The 20,411-nt window shown below is 72.1% G+C and carries 8 protein-coding genes; 6 read left to right on the top strand and 2 right to left on the bottom strand.

Annotation, left to right across the window (positions count from 1 at the left end):
• Positions 1-23 precede the first annotated feature (23 nt).
• Positions 24-1,760: an amylo-alpha-1,6-glucosidase gene (locus tag ACQEVC_RS36595; RefSeq protein WP_432887356.1), complete on the top strand. Its 1,737-nt coding sequence runs from the start codon at positions 24-26 to the stop codon at positions 1,758-1,760.
• 98 nt (positions 1,761-1,858) lie between these two features.
• Here the strand turns inward: ACQEVC_RS36595 and ACQEVC_RS36590 are convergent, their stop codons facing one another.
• Together ACQEVC_RS36590 and ACQEVC_RS36585 are read right to left on the bottom strand one after the other, a co-directional pair.
• Positions 1,859-2,896: an extracellular catalytic domain type 1 short-chain-length polyhydroxyalkanoate depolymerase gene (locus ACQEVC_RS36590; protein ID WP_432887353.1), complete on the bottom strand. Its 1,038-nt coding sequence runs from the start codon at positions 2,894-2,896 to the stop codon at positions 1,859-1,861.
• A 138-nt stretch (positions 2,897-3,034) separates the two neighbouring features.
• Positions 3,035-4,852: a hypothetical protein gene (locus ACQEVC_RS36585; protein ID WP_432887350.1), complete on the bottom strand. Its 1,818-nt coding sequence runs from the start codon at positions 4,850-4,852 to the stop codon at positions 3,035-3,037.
• 673 nt (positions 4,853-5,525) lie between these two features.
• Here ACQEVC_RS36585 and ACQEVC_RS36580 point away from each other — a divergent pair.
• The 5 genes from ACQEVC_RS36580 to ACQEVC_RS36560 all read left to right on the top strand — a co-directional run bounded on the left by ACQEVC_RS36580 (position 5,526) and on the right by ACQEVC_RS36560 (position 20,384).
• Positions 5,526-13,193 (top strand): SDR family oxidoreductase, encoded by a 7,668-nt coding sequence (locus tag ACQEVC_RS36580; RefSeq protein ID WP_432887347.1) that lies wholly within the window; start codon positions 5,526-5,528, stop codon positions 13,191-13,193.
• 5 nt (positions 13,194-13,198) lie between these two features.
• Positions 13,199-18,037, top strand: a complete 4,839-nt coding sequence (locus ACQEVC_RS36575; protein ID WP_432891907.1) for a beta-ketoacyl synthase N-terminal-like domain-containing protein — start codon at positions 13,199-13,201, stop codon at positions 18,035-18,037.
• Positions 18,038-18,066: 29 nt separating this feature from the next.
• Positions 18,067-18,423 (top strand): acyl carrier protein, encoded by a 357-nt coding sequence (locus ACQEVC_RS36570; protein ID WP_432887344.1) that lies wholly within the window; start codon positions 18,067-18,069, stop codon positions 18,421-18,423.
• Between the two features lie 76 nt (positions 18,424-18,499).
• A complete protein-coding gene (locus ACQEVC_RS36565; RefSeq protein WP_432887341.1) occupies positions 18,500-19,381 on the top strand; it encodes an alpha/beta fold hydrolase in 882 nt (293 codons plus the stop codon).
• 37 nt (positions 19,382-19,418) lie between these two features.
• Entirely contained in the window at positions 19,419-20,384 is a 966-nt protein-coding gene (locus ACQEVC_RS36560; protein WP_432887338.1) for a sulfotransferase domain-containing protein, read from the top strand.
• Positions 20,385-20,411 lie beyond the last annotated feature (27 nt).

Genomic DNA, 20,411 nt, shown 5'->3' with positions numbered 1-20,411 from the left:
AACGAGAAAGTGAGCCGCAACCCATGGCCGTCGCCCCACCCGGTCCGACGTTCTCCATCCAGGACATCCCGTTCAGCTACCGCGGATCCTGGATCAACATCTCACCGGTGGTCGCCGAGAACACCTACGCCGACGACCTGCATCTGGTCTCACACCAGACCGGCCTGCACCCCGTACTCCGGTTCACCCCGTCCGCCGACACCTCGGTGACCTGCACACCCGCGCTGTTGACGTGGCGGCACGGCACCGGCCGGGTCCAGCTCACCTATGAGAGCCCGGACACCATCCGGCTGCGCGGCGACGGCCTCGGCATGCGGATCGCCGCGGCCCCGGCCACCCTGACCCCGTTCAGCGGCATCTACCTCTACCGCGACCCGGTCGACGGCTCCCACGTGTTCACCTCCTACGAGACCGGCCGTCGCTACCGCCTCACCATGCTGCACGGCGACCTGGACGGAGCCGCCGGCGTGCAGTCTCTCGGTACCGCCGAACGGAGCGTGACCCTGCCGGCCGGACGGTCGTGGGAGATCGCCATCGAGGAGTACGACACCGCCCGCCGCTCATACGCCGCCACCGCCACCTTCGACGAGGTCTGTCGCGCCGGGGGAGCGGCGTTCACCGCGTTCGTCGACGCGGTGGCCCCGTGGCGTAGCCCCGACACCCCCGCCGCCGAGCTGGCCGCGTACGTGCTGTGGTCGGCCACCGTCGCGCCGGCCGGCTTCCTCGCCCGGCCCGCTGTGCTGATGTCCAAGCACTGGATGGACAAGGTCTGGAGCTGGGATCACTGCTTCAATGCCCTCGCCCTCGCCGTCGGGCAGCCGGAACTGGCCTGGCACCAGTTCCAGCTCCCGTTCGACCATCAGGACCAGACCGGCGCTCTGCCCGACTCGGTCACCCACTCGGAGGTCCTCTACAACTACGTCAAGCCCCCCATCCACGGCTGGGCGCTCCACCACCTGCGCCGACACCTGACCACGCCGCCGGACCGGGCGGAGCTGACCAACACCTACGACCGGCTGGCGCGGTGGACGGAATTCTGGCTCACCGCCCGGCGAGTGCCCGACCACGACCTGCCGCACTACCAGCACGGCAACGACAGCGGCTGGGACAACGCCACCACCTTCGACCACCACCGCGTCGTCGAGACCGCCGACCTCGCCGCGTTCCTGGTCGTCCAACTGCGCCAGCTCGCGGACCTCGCCGCCGAACTCGACCAACCGCAGGCGGTCGCGGACTGGAACCACACCGCGGAACAGATCTTCACCGCGATGCTGGATCAGCTCTGGACCGGCGACCGGTTCGCCGCCCGCAGCGCCGAAACCGGCCAGGCGCAGGCAAGCACCAGCCTGCTCGACCTGATGCCGATCACCCTCGGCGCAGACCTGCCCGCCGACGTCGCCGCCGCCCTCGCCCGCCGCATCGAGACCCACCTGACCGCGTACGGCCTGGCCACCGAACCAGTCGACTCGGCGGATTACGTCGCGGACGGCTACTGGCGCGGCCCCATCTGGGCACCCTCCACCATCCTGATCGAGGATGGCCTACGCCGCGCCGGCCACACCGGTCTCGCCGACGAGATCAGCCACCGCTTCCGCACTCTCTGCGAGAAGTCCGGGTTCGCCGAGAACTTCGACGCCGAGACCGGCGCGGGGCTGCGCGACCGCGCCTACACCTGGACCGCCAGCAGCTACCTCATCCTTGCCGCCGCCCAGGAACGCCGCCGCTCGCCGGCCAGCGCCGGCGAGCCGAACGTCCGCTGATGATGGAAAACAGCGACATGACGAGACGAAGAGCGGCCGTACTCGCCGCCGGCGTCCCCGGCTGTGGCGGTCGGCCTCCGCGCAGTGCCGCCGGGACCTCAGTCCACGCGGGGGTGGGTGTCGAAGAAGCTCCAGATCGATTCCGTGGCGGTCAGCGCCGTCGAGGGCGGATCCAGCCCGAGCAGACGCTCCACTGTCGACTGTGTCGCTCCCGGCCATTGGTGTCCGGCGCCGGCGACGGTGATCAGGTCGATGTCGCGCCCGTCGGGGCAGTGGGCCGCCGAGGTGGTGACAGCTCCCGCGGTACGGACCTCCGGGGTGGGACACCGCGCGAGCTCCCGCCACCTGTCGATCTGGTCGCGCACGGGACCGCCGTCGATCTTGACCGGTAGCGGCCCGGCTCCGCCGTTGTTCAGCGCCCCCGGGCGACCGTCGTACGGGATCACGCCGTCGGCCGTGCCGTGGATGTGGAGCAGGGAGATCGGTGCTGGCGTCGGGCACGGCCCGAGGAGCGTACCGGCCACCACCCCGATCGCGGCGAAGGTGGTGGTTTCGCAGGCCAACCGGTAGGCGAGCATCCCGCCATTGGATAGCCCGGTCGCGTAGATCCGGTCCGGGTCGACCGGCAGCTTGGTGGAGAGGTCGGCCACCGTCGCGGCGATGAACGCGACATCGTCGACCCCGTCCCGGGCCGGCGATCCGCAGCAGTCGGAGCTGACCGCCCAGGACCGGTTCAGCCCGTCCGGGTACGCGACCACGAAGCCGTGACGGTCCGCCATGGCGTTCCAGCCGTACGTCGTTTCCGCCTGGCGGCCGCTGCCCAGGGCACCGTGCAACATCACCACGAGCGGTACCGGCGTCGACAACGACAACTTGGCCGGCCGGTACAGCCGGAACGTGCGACTCCGGCCGTCCACCGTGACGCGGTGCACCGACGACCCCGTGGCGACGGCCCGGTTCTCTGGCTCGGGCCCGGTCGCCGCTGGCCCGGTCGGGGCGACGCTGGCCGGTGGGGTCGGTACGCCCGCCTCCCGCCGCGGCGACCGCACCAGGTCGCAGCCGGTCAGTACGGTGAGGACGCTCGCGATCGCCAGCACCGCCACCGTGGTGCGACAGACCCTAGCTCGCCGGTCCATGAAGCCTCGCCTCCATCCCTCGTGGGACCCGTTCTCGTCACCGGTGGTCGTTGGCCGGTCGGTGTCCCGCACCGACCGGCCAACGACCGTACGGATCGCTACTTCCAACGGATATTCAGATGTCTGCGCTGGCAGGGCTCACCGCTGCGCGCGGAGGGCCTTCTCTTGCCGGGCCGTAGCCGGGGAGTTGGCCACGGGCAGCCGGATCAGTTCCCAACCGCCCTCCGGGACATCGTCGTCCCTGTCGGTCCTCAGGTTCATCGGGTTCGCCATGCCGCTGTAGACGGCCGGTCCATCGGCCACCATCGTGCGGAACCCGTAGTTGAGGTAGTTACCGAGCCCGGTGGTGCTCGCCGACTTGGCCGGCCCGTGCGTGTCGTCGAACACCCACAGGTCGCCGCCGTACGACGCGGGATCGGCCGTGCCGAGCCCGCCCTCGACCGCGCCGCGAAGTTCCAACGGCAGATCCTTGACGAGGTAGCTCCAGTCCATGGTGCCGATGTAGAGCGAACCTCCGGCCACCAGCATTTTCCAGGTGTAGTTGTTGTAGCTGTTGCCGAAGCCCGCCGCGCCGTACCTGGGCTTGTATCCGGTCGGGATGAGCTGCCATTCGCCCGCCCCGTCGTTTGCCTCCGGGTCGAACGCGGGCAGCTCCGCCGCGCCATACAGCAGGTCGGCCCTGGCCTTGCCGTTGTCGAATCTGCTGGCCCGGAAGATGCTCGTCGTCCGCTGCGTGTTCTTCGTAGCGACGAGGTTCTGCGCGTCGCTCTCCGGCGCGTAGCGTGTCGTGTGGGCCTGGGCAGCCTTCATCGGCACGTGCATCGTTCCCCAGTAGAGGTTTCCCTCGTACGAGGCGAGCCCGCCGAGGCCGTAGGTCGCGGCGATGACCGGGTCGGGCTCGTACTGGCTCACGTTCCACACCCGTTTCCAGGCGTTGGCGTCGGCAGTGGTGAGCCCCCGGGCACCGTCCACCAGCCACGGGCTCATCCATATGCCGGCGGTGTTGTCGCTGTCGAAGCTGCGGGCGATGCTGGGCCAGGTCGTGACGAACATCCGACCCTTGTGCACGACGAGGTCCGCGACCTGCTGCGGCAGGCTGGCCACCATGCTGAAGTCGAACGGGCGGGACTTGCTGCCGGTCCAGCGCAGCACGGCTCCGCCGGCCTGACCGTCGGTCCCCAGACCCACACCGGCGTAGAGGGTGTGGTCGGCGACCAGGAAGTGCCGGACATTGCCGTACGCGGCGAGGGTTGTCGAACCGAGGTACTCGCCCGACTCGCCGTCGAACGCGAACAGGTTGAGGCCGAGGATGCTCGGTCCGCCGAGCAGTACGACGCCCCGGTGTGAGCCGGCGGCACGAATTCCCACCGTCGACTCGAACCGTTGCCGATCGGCCTCGGACCTTCTCGCGATAGCTGCGGTCTTGTCCACCAGATTGCGGGACGGCTTGTGGTAGAGGTAGATCTTCGGCGGCCGCCAGTCACCTCCGGCCGGCGGGATGGCGGGGTTCTCCGACCGTTGCGGGCTCTCGCCGTACTCGCACACGTAGTCGTCGTTCTCGATTGGTTCGGTCACCGCCAGACTTGTCCCGATCGTCAGGCAGTGGACGTTGGACGCCGTCCCGAACCACAGGTGGTCGCCGGACGCGGTCAGGCCCCACACGTACGACTGGTTCACCTTCGGCAGCCCGGTCTCGCATCCGGCCCAGGCCGAGGGCGGCGGGCCGCTCCCGCCGAAGCACTCGTCCGGTGCGGCCTTCGCCAGCAGTTCCGGGCTGATGGCCGGCGTCGCCAGCGCCTGGCCGCCTTCGAGCGGCTTGTCGTCTTGCAGGCGTTTCTCCGCCGGTGCTTCGCTGTCGGCGGCGCCGTGTGCCGGCACGGCGGCGAGCGCGAGCGAGGTCGCCATGACGGTGGCGGTGGAGAGCAGAGACCGGGCAATGTTCCTGGTCCTGTCCATGCGTGGTCCTTTCTTCGGGTTGCGGTTCGTCGCGTGGCTGTCGCCACGAACGTCGGCAGGGCGGACGGCAGGGGAGGGCGGGGGGAAGGCGGGGTTGAACCGTCTGATGGGCAGCATCCGCTGGCGCGCGAAGGGGGGTCGGCCCATGACGAGGCCGCTGATGGCGCCCCGGGAATCGCCTATGTCGTCCGGGACACCGAGGGTGCGCGGGTTCCGCCGACGCACACAGAGCGCGCCAAATCAGCCTGAAGCAGTACTAAAACGGGTGTCATGCGCCATCGGCCCCTCCGGTCCAAGGCGGGCGATAACCGGCCATATCATGACGCTAGCTCACGAATGGGGCGGCAGGCGCAGGGAACGTGAAACTGCGCGAGGGATCTCCGAGGGAGACGAGGGGCGCGGCATCGCGCGCCGGAAAGGGGCTGGGGCCGGCGTCGGCTGCGGGCGCCGGGACCAGGCCCGGCGGGGCCGATTGAGTTCGCCAAAAGATCGTGGTTCCCGAGGCTTTTTCGGAAGAACCAGAGAGTAGCTCGCTTTTAGCTCTTTTGGCCCATGACCTGCAAAAACGTCGCCAAATGGCGTAAGTTGGCAGGGGTCAAGACGGCGCCCGTGACACCGCACCGGCACGGCGGACGAGGTCCCCGCCGCGCCTGGCCCCAGGACGGGAGTTCGCATGAATACTGCTACCGCCGGGCGTGATCCGATCATCGTGGTGAACCCGTGCGGCGGGGTCGAGCCTGGCCCACGGATCGTGGCGGCCGCCGGTAGCGGCGGCGGGGTGGGCGTGTTCGATCTCGCCCGGGGAGACACCCGGGCGTTGTGGGCGTTGGAACAGGCGGCGTCGTGGTCGGCGACGCCGATCGGGGTACGGATCCCGGCGGGTTGTGTCGCCACGGTGACCCACGTGGAGCGGGCCGCGAAGGGCAACGTGAGCCTCGTGGTGTTGCCGCCGGACGGCGCGTGGCCGGTGGGTGAGGCCGCCCAGCGGTACCGGGTGCTGGCGGAGGTGACCAGTCGTACGGAGGCGCACGCGGCGGCTACCGCCGGTGCGTACGGGTTGATCGCCCGCGGCTCGGAGTCGGGCGGACGGGTCGGCGAGCTGAGTTCGTTCGTCCTGTTGCAGCACTTGCTGGCTGACGAGGCGCTGGACCTGCCGATCTGGGTGGCCGGCGGGATCGGGCCGCGTACCGCCGCCGCCTGTGTGGTCGGTGGGGCGACCGGAGTGGTCCTGGACAACCAGTTGGCGCTGATGCCGGAGTCGGACCTGCCGGAGGACGTGCGGGCCGTGATCGGGCGGATGGACGGCTCGGAGACGGTGCTGCGCGACGGCGTGCGGGGCGTACGTCGCGACGGTCGGCCGGACGGCACCGCCGAGCTGCTCCCGGTCGGTCAGGACGGCTGGCTGGCGGCGGTGTTCCGGGAGCGCTGGCGAAGTACGGCCGCCGCGGTGCGCGGCATCCGTGCGGAGATCGACGACGCGGTCACCGACGACGCGCCGGGCGAGCTGCTGGCCCCGGGTGCGCCGTTGGCGCGGGCGCTCGGGGTGCGGATCCCGGTGGCGCAGGGGCCGATGACGCGGGTCAGCGACGTGGCGGCGTTCGCGGCGGCGGTGGCCGGTGACGGCGCGCTGCCGTTCATCGCGCTCGCCCTGGCCAGCGGCGAACAGTCCCAACGGATGCTGCGGGAGGCGGGGCGGGCGCTGGGCGAGCGGCCCTGGGGGGTGGGGGTGCTCGGGTTCGTCCCGGAGGAGGTCCGGGCCGGGCAGCTCGCGGCGGTGCGGGAGGTCCGGCCCCGGGTGGCGATCATCGCGGGCGGTCGGCCCGGGCAGGCCAAGGCCCTGGAGGCCGAGGGCATCACCACGTTCCTGCACGTGCCGTCGCCGGGCCTGTTGCGACAGTTCCTCCGCGCCGGGTCGCGGCGGTTCGTGTTCGAGGGCGCCGAGTGCGGTGGACACGTGGGGCCACGGACGAGCTTTCCGCTCTGGGAGGCGCAGGTGCTGACCCTGGCGGACTTCCTCGACAACGCCCCGGCCGGGACCGCCGGTGAGGTGCAGGTGTTCTTCGCCGGTGGCATCCACGACGCCCGTTCGGCGGCGATGGTGGCGGCGTTGGCGGGGCCGCTGGCGCGGCGCGGCGTACAGGTCGGGGTGTTGCTGGGCACCGCCTACCTCTTCACCCGGGAGGCGGTCGACTGCGGGGCGATCCAGCCGCTGTTCCAGCGCCAGGCGATCGCGGCGACCGGTACGGCGACGCTGGAGACGGCACCGGGACACGTCACCCGCTGCCTGCCCAGCCCGTATGTCGACGACTTCCAGCGGGTGCGGCAGGAACTGGCGGCGACGGGGGCGGCCGGCAGGCAGGTGTGGGAGCGGCTGGAGATGCTCAACGTCGGCCGGCTGCGGATCGCCAGCAAGGGCCGACGGCGCGACGGGGACGCGCTGGTCGCGGTGGACGAGGCGGGCCAGCGCGCTGAAGGGCTCTTCATGGCGGGCCAGGTGGCCGTGCTGCGTGACGCCCGGACGACCGTGGCCGACCTGCACGCCGGGGTGACCGTCGGGGCGCAGCGCTTCCACGCCGAGCGGAGAGCCGCGCTGGCGGCGACGCCCGAACTGGGGACCGATCCGGCCGAACCGGTGCCGGCGGCCCCGCTGGACGTCGCCATCGTCGGCATGTCCTGCATCTTTCCGGACTCGCCGGACCTGGCCAGCTTCTGGCAGACGATTCTCGGCGGTCGCGATGCCATCCGGGAGGTGCCCGCCCAGCGATGGCCGGTGGAGACCTACTACGCGTCCGAGGTGGAGCCGGGCCGGGCGGGCCGGATCAGCGTGTCGAAGTGGGGCGCGTTCATCGCGCCGGTGCCGTTCGACGCCATCCGGTACGGCATCCCGCCAGCGGCATTGGCGAGCATCGACCCGACCCAACTGCTGGCCCTGGAGGCATCGCACCGGGCCCTCGTCGACGCCGGGTACGGCCACGACGTGCCGGGCATCGACCACTCCCGTAGCGGGGTGGTGTTCGGTGCCGAGGCGGGCAGCGATATGGGACACGCGCAGACGCTGCGTACCATGCTGCCGGCGTACTTCGGGGAGGTCCCCGCCGAGCTGGAGGACCAGCTCCCCAGGGTCACCGAGGACTCGTTCCCCGGCATGCTGGCCAACGTGATCGCCGGACGGGTCGCGAACCGACTGGACCTGGGCGGACCGAACTTCACGGTGGACGCGGCATGCGCCTCGTCGCTGGCGGCCATGGACGCGGCGTGCAAGGAGCTGGCGGCGGGCACCAGCGACCTGATGATCTGCGGCGGCGCCGATCTGCACAACGGCATCAACGACTATCTGATGTTCACCTCGGCGCACGCGCTGTCGCCCACCGGCCGGTGCCGCCCGTTCGACAGCACCGGCGACGGCATCGCCCTCGGCGAGGGTGTCGCCTGTGTCGTGCTCAAACGGCTCGCCGACGCCGAGCGCGACGGTGACCGCATCTACGCCGTCGTCAAGGGGGTCGGCGGGTCCAGCGACGGGCGCGCCCTGGGCCTGACCGCGCCGCGTGCCGAGGGGCAACGCAGGGCGCTCGACCGGGCGTACGCGCGCAGCGGCATCTCCCCGCGACAGGTCGGGCTGGTCGAGGCGCACGGCACCGGCACCGTCGTCGGAGACCGTACCGAGTTGGAGACCCTGACCAGGTTCTTCGTCGAGTCGGGTGCCCGGCCGGGCAGTTGTGCGCTCGGCTCGGTCAAGTCACAGATCGGCCACACCAAGTGCGCCGCCGGGCTCGCCGGTGTGATCAAGACGGCGCTCGCGCTGTACACCGGCGTCCGGCCGCCGACCATCAACCTGACCCGCCCCAATCCGGCCTGGGATCCGCAGCGCAGCCCGTTCGCCTTCAACACCTCGGCCCGCCCGTGGAGCGCCCCGCCGGGCGAGCGGTTCGCCGGGGTCAGCGCCTTCGGCTTCGGCGGCACCAACTACCACGTGGTGCTCGCCGCGCACCCGCGTACCCCGGAACCGCGCCACGCGCGCCAGGAGTGGCCGGCGGAGCTGTTCTGCTTCCGGGGCCCCGACCGGGCCGCGGCGCACCGGGGCGTACGGAAGCTGGCCGCCACGCTGCGGACCACCGACCGGTACGACCGGCCGTGGCGACTACGTGACCTGGCCGGTACGGCCGCCGCCCAGGCCGACCCACGCTCCGGAGAGGTCCAGGTCGCGATCGTCGCCCGGGACGTCACCGAACTCGATCTGCTGCTGAACCGCGCGCTCGCCGGCGAGCACGATCCCGGACAGGGACTCGTCCAGCCGCCACCGCAGCGCACCGGATCCGGCAACGCCGCCGGGAAGGTCGCGTTCCTCTTCCCCGGGCAGGGCAGTCAACATCCCGGCGCCCTGGCCGACCTGTTCGTCACCTTTCCCGAGCTGCGCCAGTATCTCGGGCTCGGCCAGGAGTGGGCAGACCTGCTGTTCCCGCCGAGCGCGTTCGATCCCACCACGGAGGGCGCCCAGCAGGATCGGCTCCGCGACACCCGGGTGGCCCAGCCGGTACTCGGCGTCGGTGGGCTCGCCGTCGACCACCTGCTCCGCCGGCTCAACATCCACCCCGACCTCACCGCGGGACATAGCTACGGCGAACTCGTCGCGTTGTGCGCCGCCGGCGCGTACGACCCGCCGACCCTGCTGCGGCTCAGCCGGCAGCGCGCGGACGCGATCCTCGCCGCCGTCGGCGACGATCCAGACACCGATCCGGGCACCATGGCTGCGGTCGTCGCCACCGCGGAACGTGTCGGTGCGGTCCTGGACAGTTCCGGCCTCGCCGACCAGGTCGTCCTGGCCAACAGCAACGCGCCCACCCAGCAGGTGATCTCCGGCCGCACCCCGGCGGTGCAGGCGGCGATCTCGGCGTTCAAGGCCGCCGGTCTGACCGCTCGCGGGCTCAACGTCGCCTGCGCCTTCCACAGCCGGCTCGTCGCCACCGCCGTAGATCGCTTCGCGCAGATGCTCGCCGCTCACCCGATCACCACGCCCACCATCCCGGTCTGGTCCAACCGCACCGCCACCGCCTACCCGGCGGACGCCCACGAGTTGCGGCACGAACTCGCGGCCCAGATCGGTGCTCCGGTCCGCTTCGTCGAACAGATCGAAGCCATGTACGCGGCCGGCGCCCGCACCTTCGTCGAGGCCGGACCCGGGCAGGTGCTCACCGGCCTGGTCCAGGCCATCCTCGCCGACCGGCCACACCTCGCCGTGCCCTGCGACCGGCGTACCGGCGAAGGGCTCCGGGACTTCCTCGTCGCCGTGGCACAGCTCGCGTGCACCGGGGTACCGGTACAGACGGGCTGGCTCTTCCACAGCCGCGACACCGCCGTGGCGGGTACGACCGAACCCGACGACCGTCCCTTCTGGACCGTCGACGGGCAACTCGTCCGCGACCGCGACGGAGGCAGTCTCCCCGGAGGCATGACGGCCCCGCGACGTAGCAAGGAGTTGTCCATGATCGCAACAGTCGGACCCACGGCCGGCGGCACCGACGACCGTGACAGGCGAGACGGGCGGGAGGAACTGCTCGCCGAGTTCCTCCGGACCAATCGCGAGTTGATCGCCGCTCAGCACGACGTCTTGCTCGCCTACCTCGGCAGCACCGGCGGGGGACATCTCGCCGGACGGTTACCGGGGAACCACCATCCGGCAGGCCCGCCGGTCGAGAGCACAGCCGTCACGGCCGGTCCGCCGGTACGGATCTCGCCAACGCCAACGCCAACGCCAACGCCAACCCAGACGCAGACGGCGGCGAGCTACGACGTACCGATCCTGCCGGCGCCGGCGAGTCAGGCCCTGTCCATCTCGCCTGGGCCGGCTACGGGCAGCCCGTCCGTGCCCCTCCCGGCCGGACCGATGTCGGTCACGGCGCCGATGGTCGAGCCGCCCGGCAACGGAAAAGCCGGCACCGGCGCAGGAGGAGCCGGCACCAGCGCCGGCACCCGGAGCGCCGTGGCCGCCGTACCGGTCGGCACGCTCGCGGCGGAACCGCCGGGTCTCGGCTTCCAGGCCGCGGTGCTGGTGGTGCTCAGCGAGCGGACCGGTTACCCGGCCGACCTGATCGAGCTCGACCTGGATCTGGAGGCCGATCTCAGCATCGATTCGATCAAGCGGGCGGAGGTGGCCGGCGAGGTGGCCGCCCGGCTCGGCCTGTCGGCCGAGGGAGATGAATCGGAGCTGGAGGGACTGGTCAAGGCCCGGACCGTACGGGCGATGGTCGACTGGCTCACCAGCCGGGTGAACGACGTCGTGGCGTCCCGGGTGGCGAACGGTGCCGATGCTGCCCCTCCGGCGGCCGTCGGTGCCGCCCCGGCGGTCCGGACGCTGACGGCGAACGTGGCCAACACGGCGCCGCCAGCCGGAGGGCCCGGCGCCCCGGCCGTCTCGCCGGTGCCGGGCGGGGGCGCGATGCCGATCGCGGTGGACTTCCAGGCCGCGGTGCTGGTGGTGCTCAGTGAGCGGACCGGTTACCCGGCCGACCTGATCGAGCTCGACCTGGATCTGGAGGCCGATCTCAGCATCGATTCGATCAAGCGGGCGGAGGTGGCCGGCGAGGTGGCCGCCCGGCTCGGCCTGTCGGCCGAGGGAGATGAATCGGAGTTGGAGGGACTGGTCAAGGCCCGGACCGTACGGGCGATGGTCGACTGGCTCACCAGCCGGGTGAACGCAGCCGTGGCCGCTACGGTGCCGGTACAGTCCTCGGTCGCGGCCGCCCGGCCGACAGCGACCGAGGCGGCGCCCACCGCGCCGGCACGGGCACGTACCGGACCGGCCGCGGCGGTGCCCGCCGGGCAGGAGTACCCGCTCCCGGCGCCGCCGACGGGCAGCCCGGGACCGGTGGGCGGTGCCACGTCGCTGGGTGTCGCGCCGACGCGGATGCTCTGCACGACGGTTCCGGTCCCGGAGGCACCGAGGCAACCGGCGACGGTGCTCGCGGGTGGCACGCTGGTGGTCACCGGATCCGGTCCGACCGCCGTACGGCTGGTCGAGCTGCTACGCGGGCACGGAGCGACCGTACGCACCGGCACCGCGGCCGAGCCCGGCAGCCTGGACGGGGCGGACGGGCTGGTCCTGCTCGACGGTCTGGTCGGCGGGCAGGCACCGGTGCTCCCCGGTGCGTTCGAGTCGATCAAGAGGGCCCTGACCGGCGGGGTGCGCCGGGTGTTGGCGGCCGCCGACCCCAACACGGGTGCACAGGCGGACGGGCTGCGCGGCCTGTTCCGCACCATCGCCCGGGAGTATCCCTCCATCAGCTCGCGCCTGGTCATCGTGGACGGTACGGAGCCTGCGGCGCGGCTCGCCCAGACGCTGGTCGACGAGATGCTGCTCGGGGGCGAGGCGGCGGTGGTGAACCGGGGCGGCGGCCGGCGGTGTGCGTACGACCTGATGCCGGCGAGCCTCGGGGCGCTGGCGGCCGGTGGTGCCGGCCCGGCGGGCGACGGCGTGGCGGAGGCGCGGGCGATGGGGCTCGACCGCGACTCGGTGGTGCTGCTGATCGGGGGCGCCCGTGGCATCACCTCCTGGGTCGCCCGTGCCCTCGCGACGGCTGCCCGGTGCCGCATCGAGCTGGCCGGCCGTACTCCGTTGCCGGCCGGCCCCCCGGATCCGGCCTTGGCTGCGGCCACGGACGCGGCGGCGGTGCGGGCGGTGCTCGCGCGCCAGCGGATCGGCTCCCCGGCGGCGATCGCCCGCGCGGCCCAGGCGGTCCTCGCCGGCCGGGAGGTCGGGGCCACCGTGCGGGAACTCGGTGAACTGGGCGCCAGAGTGCGTTACCACAACCTCGACGTCCGCGACCCGGAGGCGACCCAGCGGCTGATCAACGCCATCCACGATCAGTACGGCCGCATCGACGGGCTGGTGTACGCCGCCGGCGTGATCGAGGACAAACTGATCGTCGACAAGGACCCTGAGTCGTTCGTCCGGGTCTTCGACACGAAGGTGACGGGTGCCCGGTCGGCGCTGGACGCGCTGGACGCCGTCGGCAGCCGACCGAGGTTCGTCGTGCTGTACGGCAGCATCGCGGCGGTGTACGGCAACCGCGGCCAGGGCGACTACGCGGCAGCCAACGACGCGCTGGAGACGATTGGCGCCCGATGGGCCGCCCGAACCGGCAACCGCTGCCTGACGGTGCACTGGGGGCCGTGGGCACCGACCGACGGGCACGGCGGCATGGTCAGCCCCGAACTGGGTCGGGAACTCGCCCGGCGCGGCGTCGGCCTGATCGACCCGGAGGAAGGCGCGCAGAGCCTGCTGAGCGAGCTGGCCTGGGGCGACCCGACGCTCACCTCCGTCGTCCACACCGCGTCGGTCTGGTGACCGGCATGCCCGGCGACCCGGTCGCGATCGTGGGGATGGCGGTGCTGCTGCCGGCCGCGGGTGACCTGGACAGCTACTGGCGCAACCTGGTCGAGGGCGTCGACGCGATCACCGAGACGCCGCCGCACCGATGGGACCCGGAGTTCTACGACCCGGCGCGGGCACACCGGCCGGACCGGCTCTACTGCCGCCGGGGCGGCTTCGTCGACGACCTGGCCACCTTCGATCCGCTCAGGTTCGGCATCATGCCGGCGTCCGTCGCCGAGATCGAGCCGGACCAGCTCATCACGCTGAACGTCGCGGCGGCGGCGGTCGAGGACGCCGGGGGGCTGGACCGGCTGCCCGCCGGTGAGCGGGTGGGGGTGATCCTCGGCCGGGGTGGCATCCTCAGCCCGGCCCAGGCTCGGTACGCGCAGCGGGTACGGATGTCCAGCCAGGTCATCCAGGTGCTCCGCGAGCTGATCCCGGACCTGCCGGAGGGCCGGTTGGACGCGGTACGGGCGAGGTTCGACGAGCGGCTAGGCAAACACCAGCCGGAGGGGACGATCGGACTGGTGCCGAACCTGGCCGCCTCCCGGGTGGCCAACCGGCTCAACCTGCGCGGGCCCGCGTACACGGTGGATGCCGCCTGCGCCTCGTCGCTGATCGCGGTGGACCAGGCGATCACCGAGCTGAACAGCGGCCGGCTCGACGCGGTCCTCGCCGGTGGCGTACACCACGTGCACGACATCAGCTTCTGGTCCGTGTTCAGCCAACTCGGCGCCCTCTCCCGGCGGGGCGAGATCCGACCGTTCGACAGCGCGGCAGACGGGCTGCTCATCGGCGAGGGCACCGGTGTGGTCGTACTCAAGCGGATGGCCGACGCGGTGCGTGACGGTGACCGGACGTACGCGGTGATCCGCGGCAGCGGGATGTCCAGCGACGGGCGCGCCGCGAGCATGGTCAATCCGGCCAGCGCCGGTCAGGTGTTGGCCGTCCGGCAAGCCTGGGCGGCCGCGGGGCTGGACCCGACCGCACCGGATGCGCTGGGCCTGCTGGAGGCGCACGGCACCGCGACGCCGACCGGGGACGCCGTCGAACTCGCCACCCTCGCCGAGGTGTTCGGTCCGCATCAAGGTGGGGCACGACCGGTGATCGGCTCGGTGAAGTCGATGATCGGCCATGCCATGCCGGCGGCCGGTATCGCCAGCCTGATCAAGGCGGCCCTGGCCGTGCACCGCGGCGTGCTACTGCCGACGTTGCACTGCGACACGCCGCGACCGGAGCTGGGGCGTACCCGGTTCGCGCCGATCACCACCGCCCAGCCGTGGGAGAGCGACGGACCACGCCGCGCCGGCGTCAACGCGTTCGGCTTCGGCGGCAGCAACGCCCACGTGGTCCTGGAGGAGACACCGGAGGCATTCGCGGACCGGCGGGGCGGCACGGGCTCGGCCGGTCCGGTGACCGGGCCGGTGCCGGTGGCCGCAGCGGAGTCCGTGGCGGCGGCGGAGTCCGTGGCGGCGGCGGAGTCCGTGGCGGCGGCGGAGTCCGTGGGCCCGGGGGAGGCGGGCGGTCAGGCCACGGTGCGGGTCACCGTCGAGCAGCCCGACGAGGTGCTGTGGCTGGCCGCCCCCGAGCCGGCCGCGCTCGCCCGCCTGCTCGACACCGACGACCACAACGTACGCATCCTCGGCGCCGCCCGGGCGCGGCAGGCCAGTCCCACCGGCGTACGGCCGCTGGCGGCGGGCGAACGCTGCCGGCTCGGCATCGTCAGCCCCGACGCCAAACACCTCGGCACCGCCCGGCGCGCCGTGGCCAGAGGACAGTCCTGGCGCGGTGCCCGGGACATCTGGTTCAGCCCCACCCCACTGCTCGCCGACGACTCCGGTGGGCAGCTCGCCTTCGTGTATCCGGGGCTCGAGGCGGAGTTCTGTCCGCGCACCGCGGACATCGCGGCGCACTTCGGCCTGCCGGACCGTCAGTGGTCCGCCGACGATCTCGGCCGGCACGGCGCCGGCGTGATCGAGGTCGGCAGGCTGCTCAACGACGCCCTGCACCGGATCGGAATCACCCCGCACGCGGTCGCCGGGCACAGCATCGGTGAGTGGACCGCCGCGGCCACCACCGGGCAGATCAGTTCGGGATCCATCGACGATTTCCTCGCCGGGTTCAACTCGACGTCGATCGAGGTGCCCGGCCGCGCATTCGCCGTCGTCGGCGGGGCCGCGGAACAGGTCACCCCGCGGCTCGCCGGCTACCCGGGGGTGGCCCTCTCCCACGACAACGCGCCCGCCCAGTGCATCGTCAACGGGCCCGAGGGCGAGATAGAACTGCTCGTCGAGGCGCTTCGCGACGACGGCCTGCTCTGCCAGAAGCTGCCGTTCCGCTCCGCCTTCCACACGCCGATGTTCGCGTCCGGGTTGGAGTCGATCGGCGCGGCCCTCCGCCGCTGGCAGGTCCGCCCCACCCGGGTACCCGTCTGGTCCACCACGCTCAGGGCGCCGTTCCCTACCGAGCCGGCCCGGGTACTGGAGATATTCATCCGACACATGCTCGAACCGGTCTGGTTCCGGCAGACGGTCCAGGCCATGTACGACTCCGGCATCCGGGTGTTCCTACAGGTCGGCGCCGGACAGCTCGCCTCGGTCATCGGCGACAACCTGCGTGGCCGGGACCACCTCGCCATGCCGGTCAACGTCACCCACCGCAGCGGGCTGGACCAACTGCGCCGGGTCGCCACCGCACTGTGGGTCGAGGGCGCCGCACCGGACCTGCGCGCACTCGCGCCGCCGACCGTGGGTCGTACCCGGATCACGGCGCCCAGCACCGCCCAGTCCGCCCGCCGCGGCCCGACCGTGCGGCTCGACCTCGGCGGTCCGCTGGTCCGCCTCGGCGAGGGAGCCGATGCTCTGCTCGGCGTGTCGGTGCACCTCGCGCCGGGCGGCAGTCCGGACGACACCGGCGGCGCCGGCGCCACGTCCAGCCCGATCGCGGTACCGGGCAGACCGGGCTCAGCCGTCGAGGGAGGGATGGTCCCCGTGCCGGCGCAGGGCTTCATGGCGGCGCAGGACTCCGTGCCGGCGCAGGGCTGCACAACGGCGCAGGACTCCGTGCCGGCGCAGGGCTGCACAACGGCGCAGGCCGATGCGGCGCTGCCGGGATCGCCGGCCCTGGCCACGCTGCACAGGCTCGCCGGCCACTCCAGCGCCGCGGCGGAACTCGCCATGCTGCTGTCCGACACATCGGCCGTAACGGCCACCGACGGCGGGACGGGGCAGCCGGCCCGGACACCACCGCCGCGCCCGTACCGCACGGTCCTGCGGGTCGCCCTCGACACCATGCCGTACCTGCGTGACCACTGCTTCTTCGTCCAACCCGACGACTGGCCCGACGCGGAGGACCGCTGGCCGGTAGTGCCGGCCACCACCGTCGTACAGCACATGGTGGACGCCGCCGAGCAGGCCGCCCCGGGTACCCGGGTGGTCGGGGTACGCGCCGCGCGGTTCAACCGTTGGTTGATCGCGGCGCCGCCGCAGGACGTCGAGATCACTGTCCAGCCGGTCGGGCCCGGCCGACTCGAGGTGATCCTCAACAATTACGCCCGGGCGACGGTGGAGGTGGCGCCGAACTACCCGGCCGACCGTCCGGCGGTCTGGCGGTACGACCCGGCCACCGAGCGGCCGCCGCAGTTGCACGCCGAGCAGATGTACGCCGAACGCCTGATGTTCCACGGTCCCCTGTTCCGGGGCGTGACCAAGGTGCACGCACTCGGCGACATGCACGTCCGCGGCGTGGTGATCGCCCCGGCCCCGCCCGGCGCGCTGCTCGACAACGCGCTCCAGTTGGTCGGCAACTGGCTCATCACGACGCAGCCGGTGCGGACCGTCGCGCTGCCGATGGAGTTCGGCCACGTCCGGTTCTTCGGGCCGTCGCCGGCGCCCGGTACGGCGTTCGAGTGCGTAGCCCGGGTGCGCTCGATCGACAACCGGCAACTCGTCGCCGACACCCAGCTCTCCGTCGACGGCCGGGTATGGGCACAGATCGAGGGTTGCGTCGACCGGCGGTTCGACAGCCACCCCACGGCCCGTCCGGCGGAGCGCTTCCCCGAACGCCACCCGATGTCGCTGCGCCAACCGGAGGGCTGGACCATGGCCTTCGACTGCTGGACGGACCTCGTCACCCGCGCCATGGCCGCCCGCGGCATCCTCGGCACCAGCGGTTACGCCGACTACGAGCGGCAGCCGCCCAAGGCACGCAAGCATTGGCTGCTCGGCCGGATCGCGGTCAAGGACGCCGTCCGCTTCCAGCAGTGGGAGGACGGCCACACCGACGTCTACCCGATCGAGTTGACCGTCACGGACGAGCCGAACGGCCGGCCCCGGGTACGCCTGCGGCCCGGCCGGGGCTTCCGCGACTGTGACGTCTCACTCGCCCACACGGCCGAGATCGGAGTGGCGATCGCGAAGCCCCGCCCGCCCGACGCACCGCCCGGTGCCCCCGGCGTCGGCATCGACGTTGCCGAGATCGCGGACCAGCCGGACGGCACGGTCACGGCCGCGCTGTCCGAACCGGAACGGCGGCTGCTCGACTCGGTGGCGACGGGCGAAGATCTGTGCCCGTGGCTCGCCCGCTTCCGGGTCGCGAAGGAGGCCGCCGCCAAGGCGGAGGGCACCGACATCACCGGGGACCCGCGCCGGTTCGCGGTGGTGGGCGCCAGCCCGAGCACCCTGACCGTGAAGGTCGGCAACCGCGTCTACCGGGTCGCGCACCGAGACGTAGTCAATCCTGAAGACCTGCCCGCACGGCGGTACGTCGTCGGCTGGACCTGGGGGCCGGAGCCTGCCCACCGAACCGGCCGCCCGTAGCGACCGGGACCACGAGAAGGAGACATCACATGCCTGTGGACCGGGCCGGCATCCTCGCCGAGGTTGCCGAGATGCTGCACGCGATCCTCGACGACGCCGGAGTCGACGGTGAGATCACCATGGCGACCAGGTTCCAGGACGACCTGGAGATGGAGAGCATCGACGTCGTCTCCCTCGCCGGTCGCCTACAGGGGCGGTACGGCGACGCGGTCAACCTCGCCAAGCTCGTGGCCGGCCTCGACCTGGACTCGATCCGGCAACTACAGGTCGGCCACCTCGTCGAACACATCGCCGCCGCGCTCGACCGGACGGATGCCAGCGGCACCGCAGACACCCGGGTCGGCGCCGTGGACAGCAGCCAGGGCAGAGCGGGTACGCCGGCATGAGCGAGGGTGGCGAGCGAATCCTCAGGCTCAGGGTGTGTGTGCCTCCTGGCGGCATGGAGCGAAGCGGAGTGCCGGCATGAGTATGGTCCGGGCCAACGGCCTCTCCGTGCACGTGGAGCAACTCGCCCCGGCCGAGGCGGTTGCCGGCTGGCACGGTGCCGCACCGACCGCCGTGTTGATCCACGGCCTGACCACGGACACCCTGGCGAGCTGGTATCTCACCCTCGCCCAGCCGCTCGCCGCCGCCGGCCTCCGCGTGATCATGTACGACCTGCGCGGCCACGGGCACACCGAACGCCCGCCGGAAGGCTACGCGTTGGACGACTTCGTCGACGACCTGACGGCCTTGCTGGCCGCGCTCGACGTGACCGGCCCGATCCACCTGTTCGGCAACTCCTTCGGCGGCACGATCGCGTTCGGCTACGCGGTACGCCACCCCGAGCGGGTCACCGCCGTCGCCGCGATCGAGTCCTCCCCGCCCACGGTGGCGTGGTTCGAGCGGGTGGCCCAGCAGCTTCACCACGCCGCCGCGTACCTGCCGCGCGAGCACGCGCTGGCCGAGATCAGGGCCGAACGTGGGGAACTCGCCAGCCGTCGGGCCAGGACCGCCCGCGAGGTGCTCGCCGCCACGAGCCTCGTACGCGACCTGCCGGCCAGCCGGCTACCGGCGGAGGAGGGGATTGCCGCGATCGGCTGCCCGGTGCTGTGGGTGTACGGCGGCGACTCGCCCGTGGTCGGACTGGTCCCCGAGGCCCGACGGCTGTTGCCGCGGGCGCGGTTCGTCACCGTTCCCGGCCAGCGGCACTCCCTCCTGGTCGACCAGCCGGCTGCCGTACGCGACATCGTCCTGTCCTGGCTACGCGAGGACTGCGGCCTGCCACCCGGCCAGCCGGACATCACCGGGCTCTCCGGTCATGACGGTCAGGACCAGCCGTCCGCACCGGCGACCGCCCACTGATCCACTCACTGATCCGCATCGCAGAGGAGGAGCTTCGATGGAGTCACCGCCCGCCGGCCAGGCGATCATCATCAGTACCGGTCGGTGCGGGTCGACGCTGCTGTCCGACCTGATCGCCGAGCAGTCCGACACCCTCTCAGCCCATGAGTTCTTCGCGTCGGTGGAGACCTGGACCAGCGACAGAGGGGTACTCAGCGGAGCCGAATACTGGTCACGGTTGAGCAGCCCCAGACCGGAGCTCGCCACTCTGTTCCGGATCGGCCTCGGCCCGGCCGAGGTGTGCTACCCGACTGACGGTCGATGGGCCGGCAACCTCGTCGAGCTGCCCCGGATCCTCGCGACCACGCTGCCGAAGATCTCGCCCGACCCGGACCGGCTGTTCGACATCCTTGCCGAGCTGGTGCCCGGGTTTCCGGCTCAGCCGTTGGCTCGGCACCACCAGATGTTCCTGGACCTGCTCACCTCGCTCGCCGCCCGGCGGCGCTGGGTCGAGCGTTCGGGCGGTTCCAGCCACCTCGCGCGATACCTGCTGGAGGAATTCCCCACCGCGAAGATCGTCTACCTGACCCGCAACCGGGAGGACACCGCCCGATCGATGAGCCGGCACTCCTCCTTCCAGCTTCTCCAGCTCAGCCTGGAGTTTCTCGGCCAGTACGGGGTCGATCCGTTCCACCTCGGTGCCGACCAGCAGGTGCCCGAGGAGTTGGAGCGCTACCTGCCGAGCCGATTGACCGCCGAGACGCTGAGCGAGCGTGGCCGGGACGTCCAGCGTTACCGGAGGTTGTGCGCGTTCCTCACCAGCGAGGCCGAGCAGGCCATCACCGATGCCGGGCCGCGGGACCTGTTGACGATGACGTACGAGGACCTCGTCGACGACCCGCTGGCGCAGCTCGCGCGGCTGGGCCGGTTTCTGGATTTCGACGACTGGGAGCAGTGGGCGCGACGGGTGGCCGGGGCGGTCGAGCCGGGCCCCCGCCAGCGCGATGCGGCGGCTATCGCCTGATCCGAGGAACGACGCGTCGTCCGGGAG

It is taken from the genome of Plantactinospora sp. CA-294935, assembly GCF_050936445.1.
Classification (GTDB): domain Bacteria; phylum Actinomycetota; class Actinomycetes; order Mycobacteriales; family Micromonosporaceae; genus Plantactinospora.
This window is presented reverse-complemented; position numbering and strand designations above follow the sequence as displayed.

Bases quoted from the DNA above. Each gene is read 5' to 3' on its own strand.
- ACQEVC_RS36595 (WP_432887356.1), top strand. From the start codon at position 24: ATGGCCGTCGCCCCACCCGGTCCGACGTTCTCCATCCAGGACATCCCG.
- ACQEVC_RS36590 (WP_432887353.1), bottom strand. From the start codon at position 2,896: ATGGACCGGCGAGCTAGGGTCTGTCGCACCACGGTGGCGGTGCTGGCG.
- ACQEVC_RS36585 (WP_432887350.1), bottom strand. From the start codon at position 4,852: ATGGACAGGACCAGGAACATTGCCCGGTCTCTGCTCTCCACCGCCACC.
- ACQEVC_RS36580 (WP_432887347.1), top strand. From the start codon at position 5,526: ATGAATACTGCTACCGCCGGGCGTGATCCGATCATCGTGGTGAACCCG.
- ACQEVC_RS36575 (WP_432891907.1), top strand. From the start codon at position 13,199: ATGCCCGGCGACCCGGTCGCGATCGTGGGGATGGCGGTGCTGCTGCCG.
- ACQEVC_RS36570 (WP_432887344.1), top strand. From the start codon at position 18,067: ATGCCTGTGGACCGGGCCGGCATCCTCGCCGAGGTTGCCGAGATGCTG.
- ACQEVC_RS36565 (WP_432887341.1), top strand. From the start codon at position 18,500: ATGAGTATGGTCCGGGCCAACGGCCTCTCCGTGCACGTGGAGCAACTC.
- ACQEVC_RS36560 (WP_432887338.1), top strand. From the start codon at position 19,419: ATGGAGTCACCGCCCGCCGGCCAGGCGATCATCATCAGTACCGGTCGG.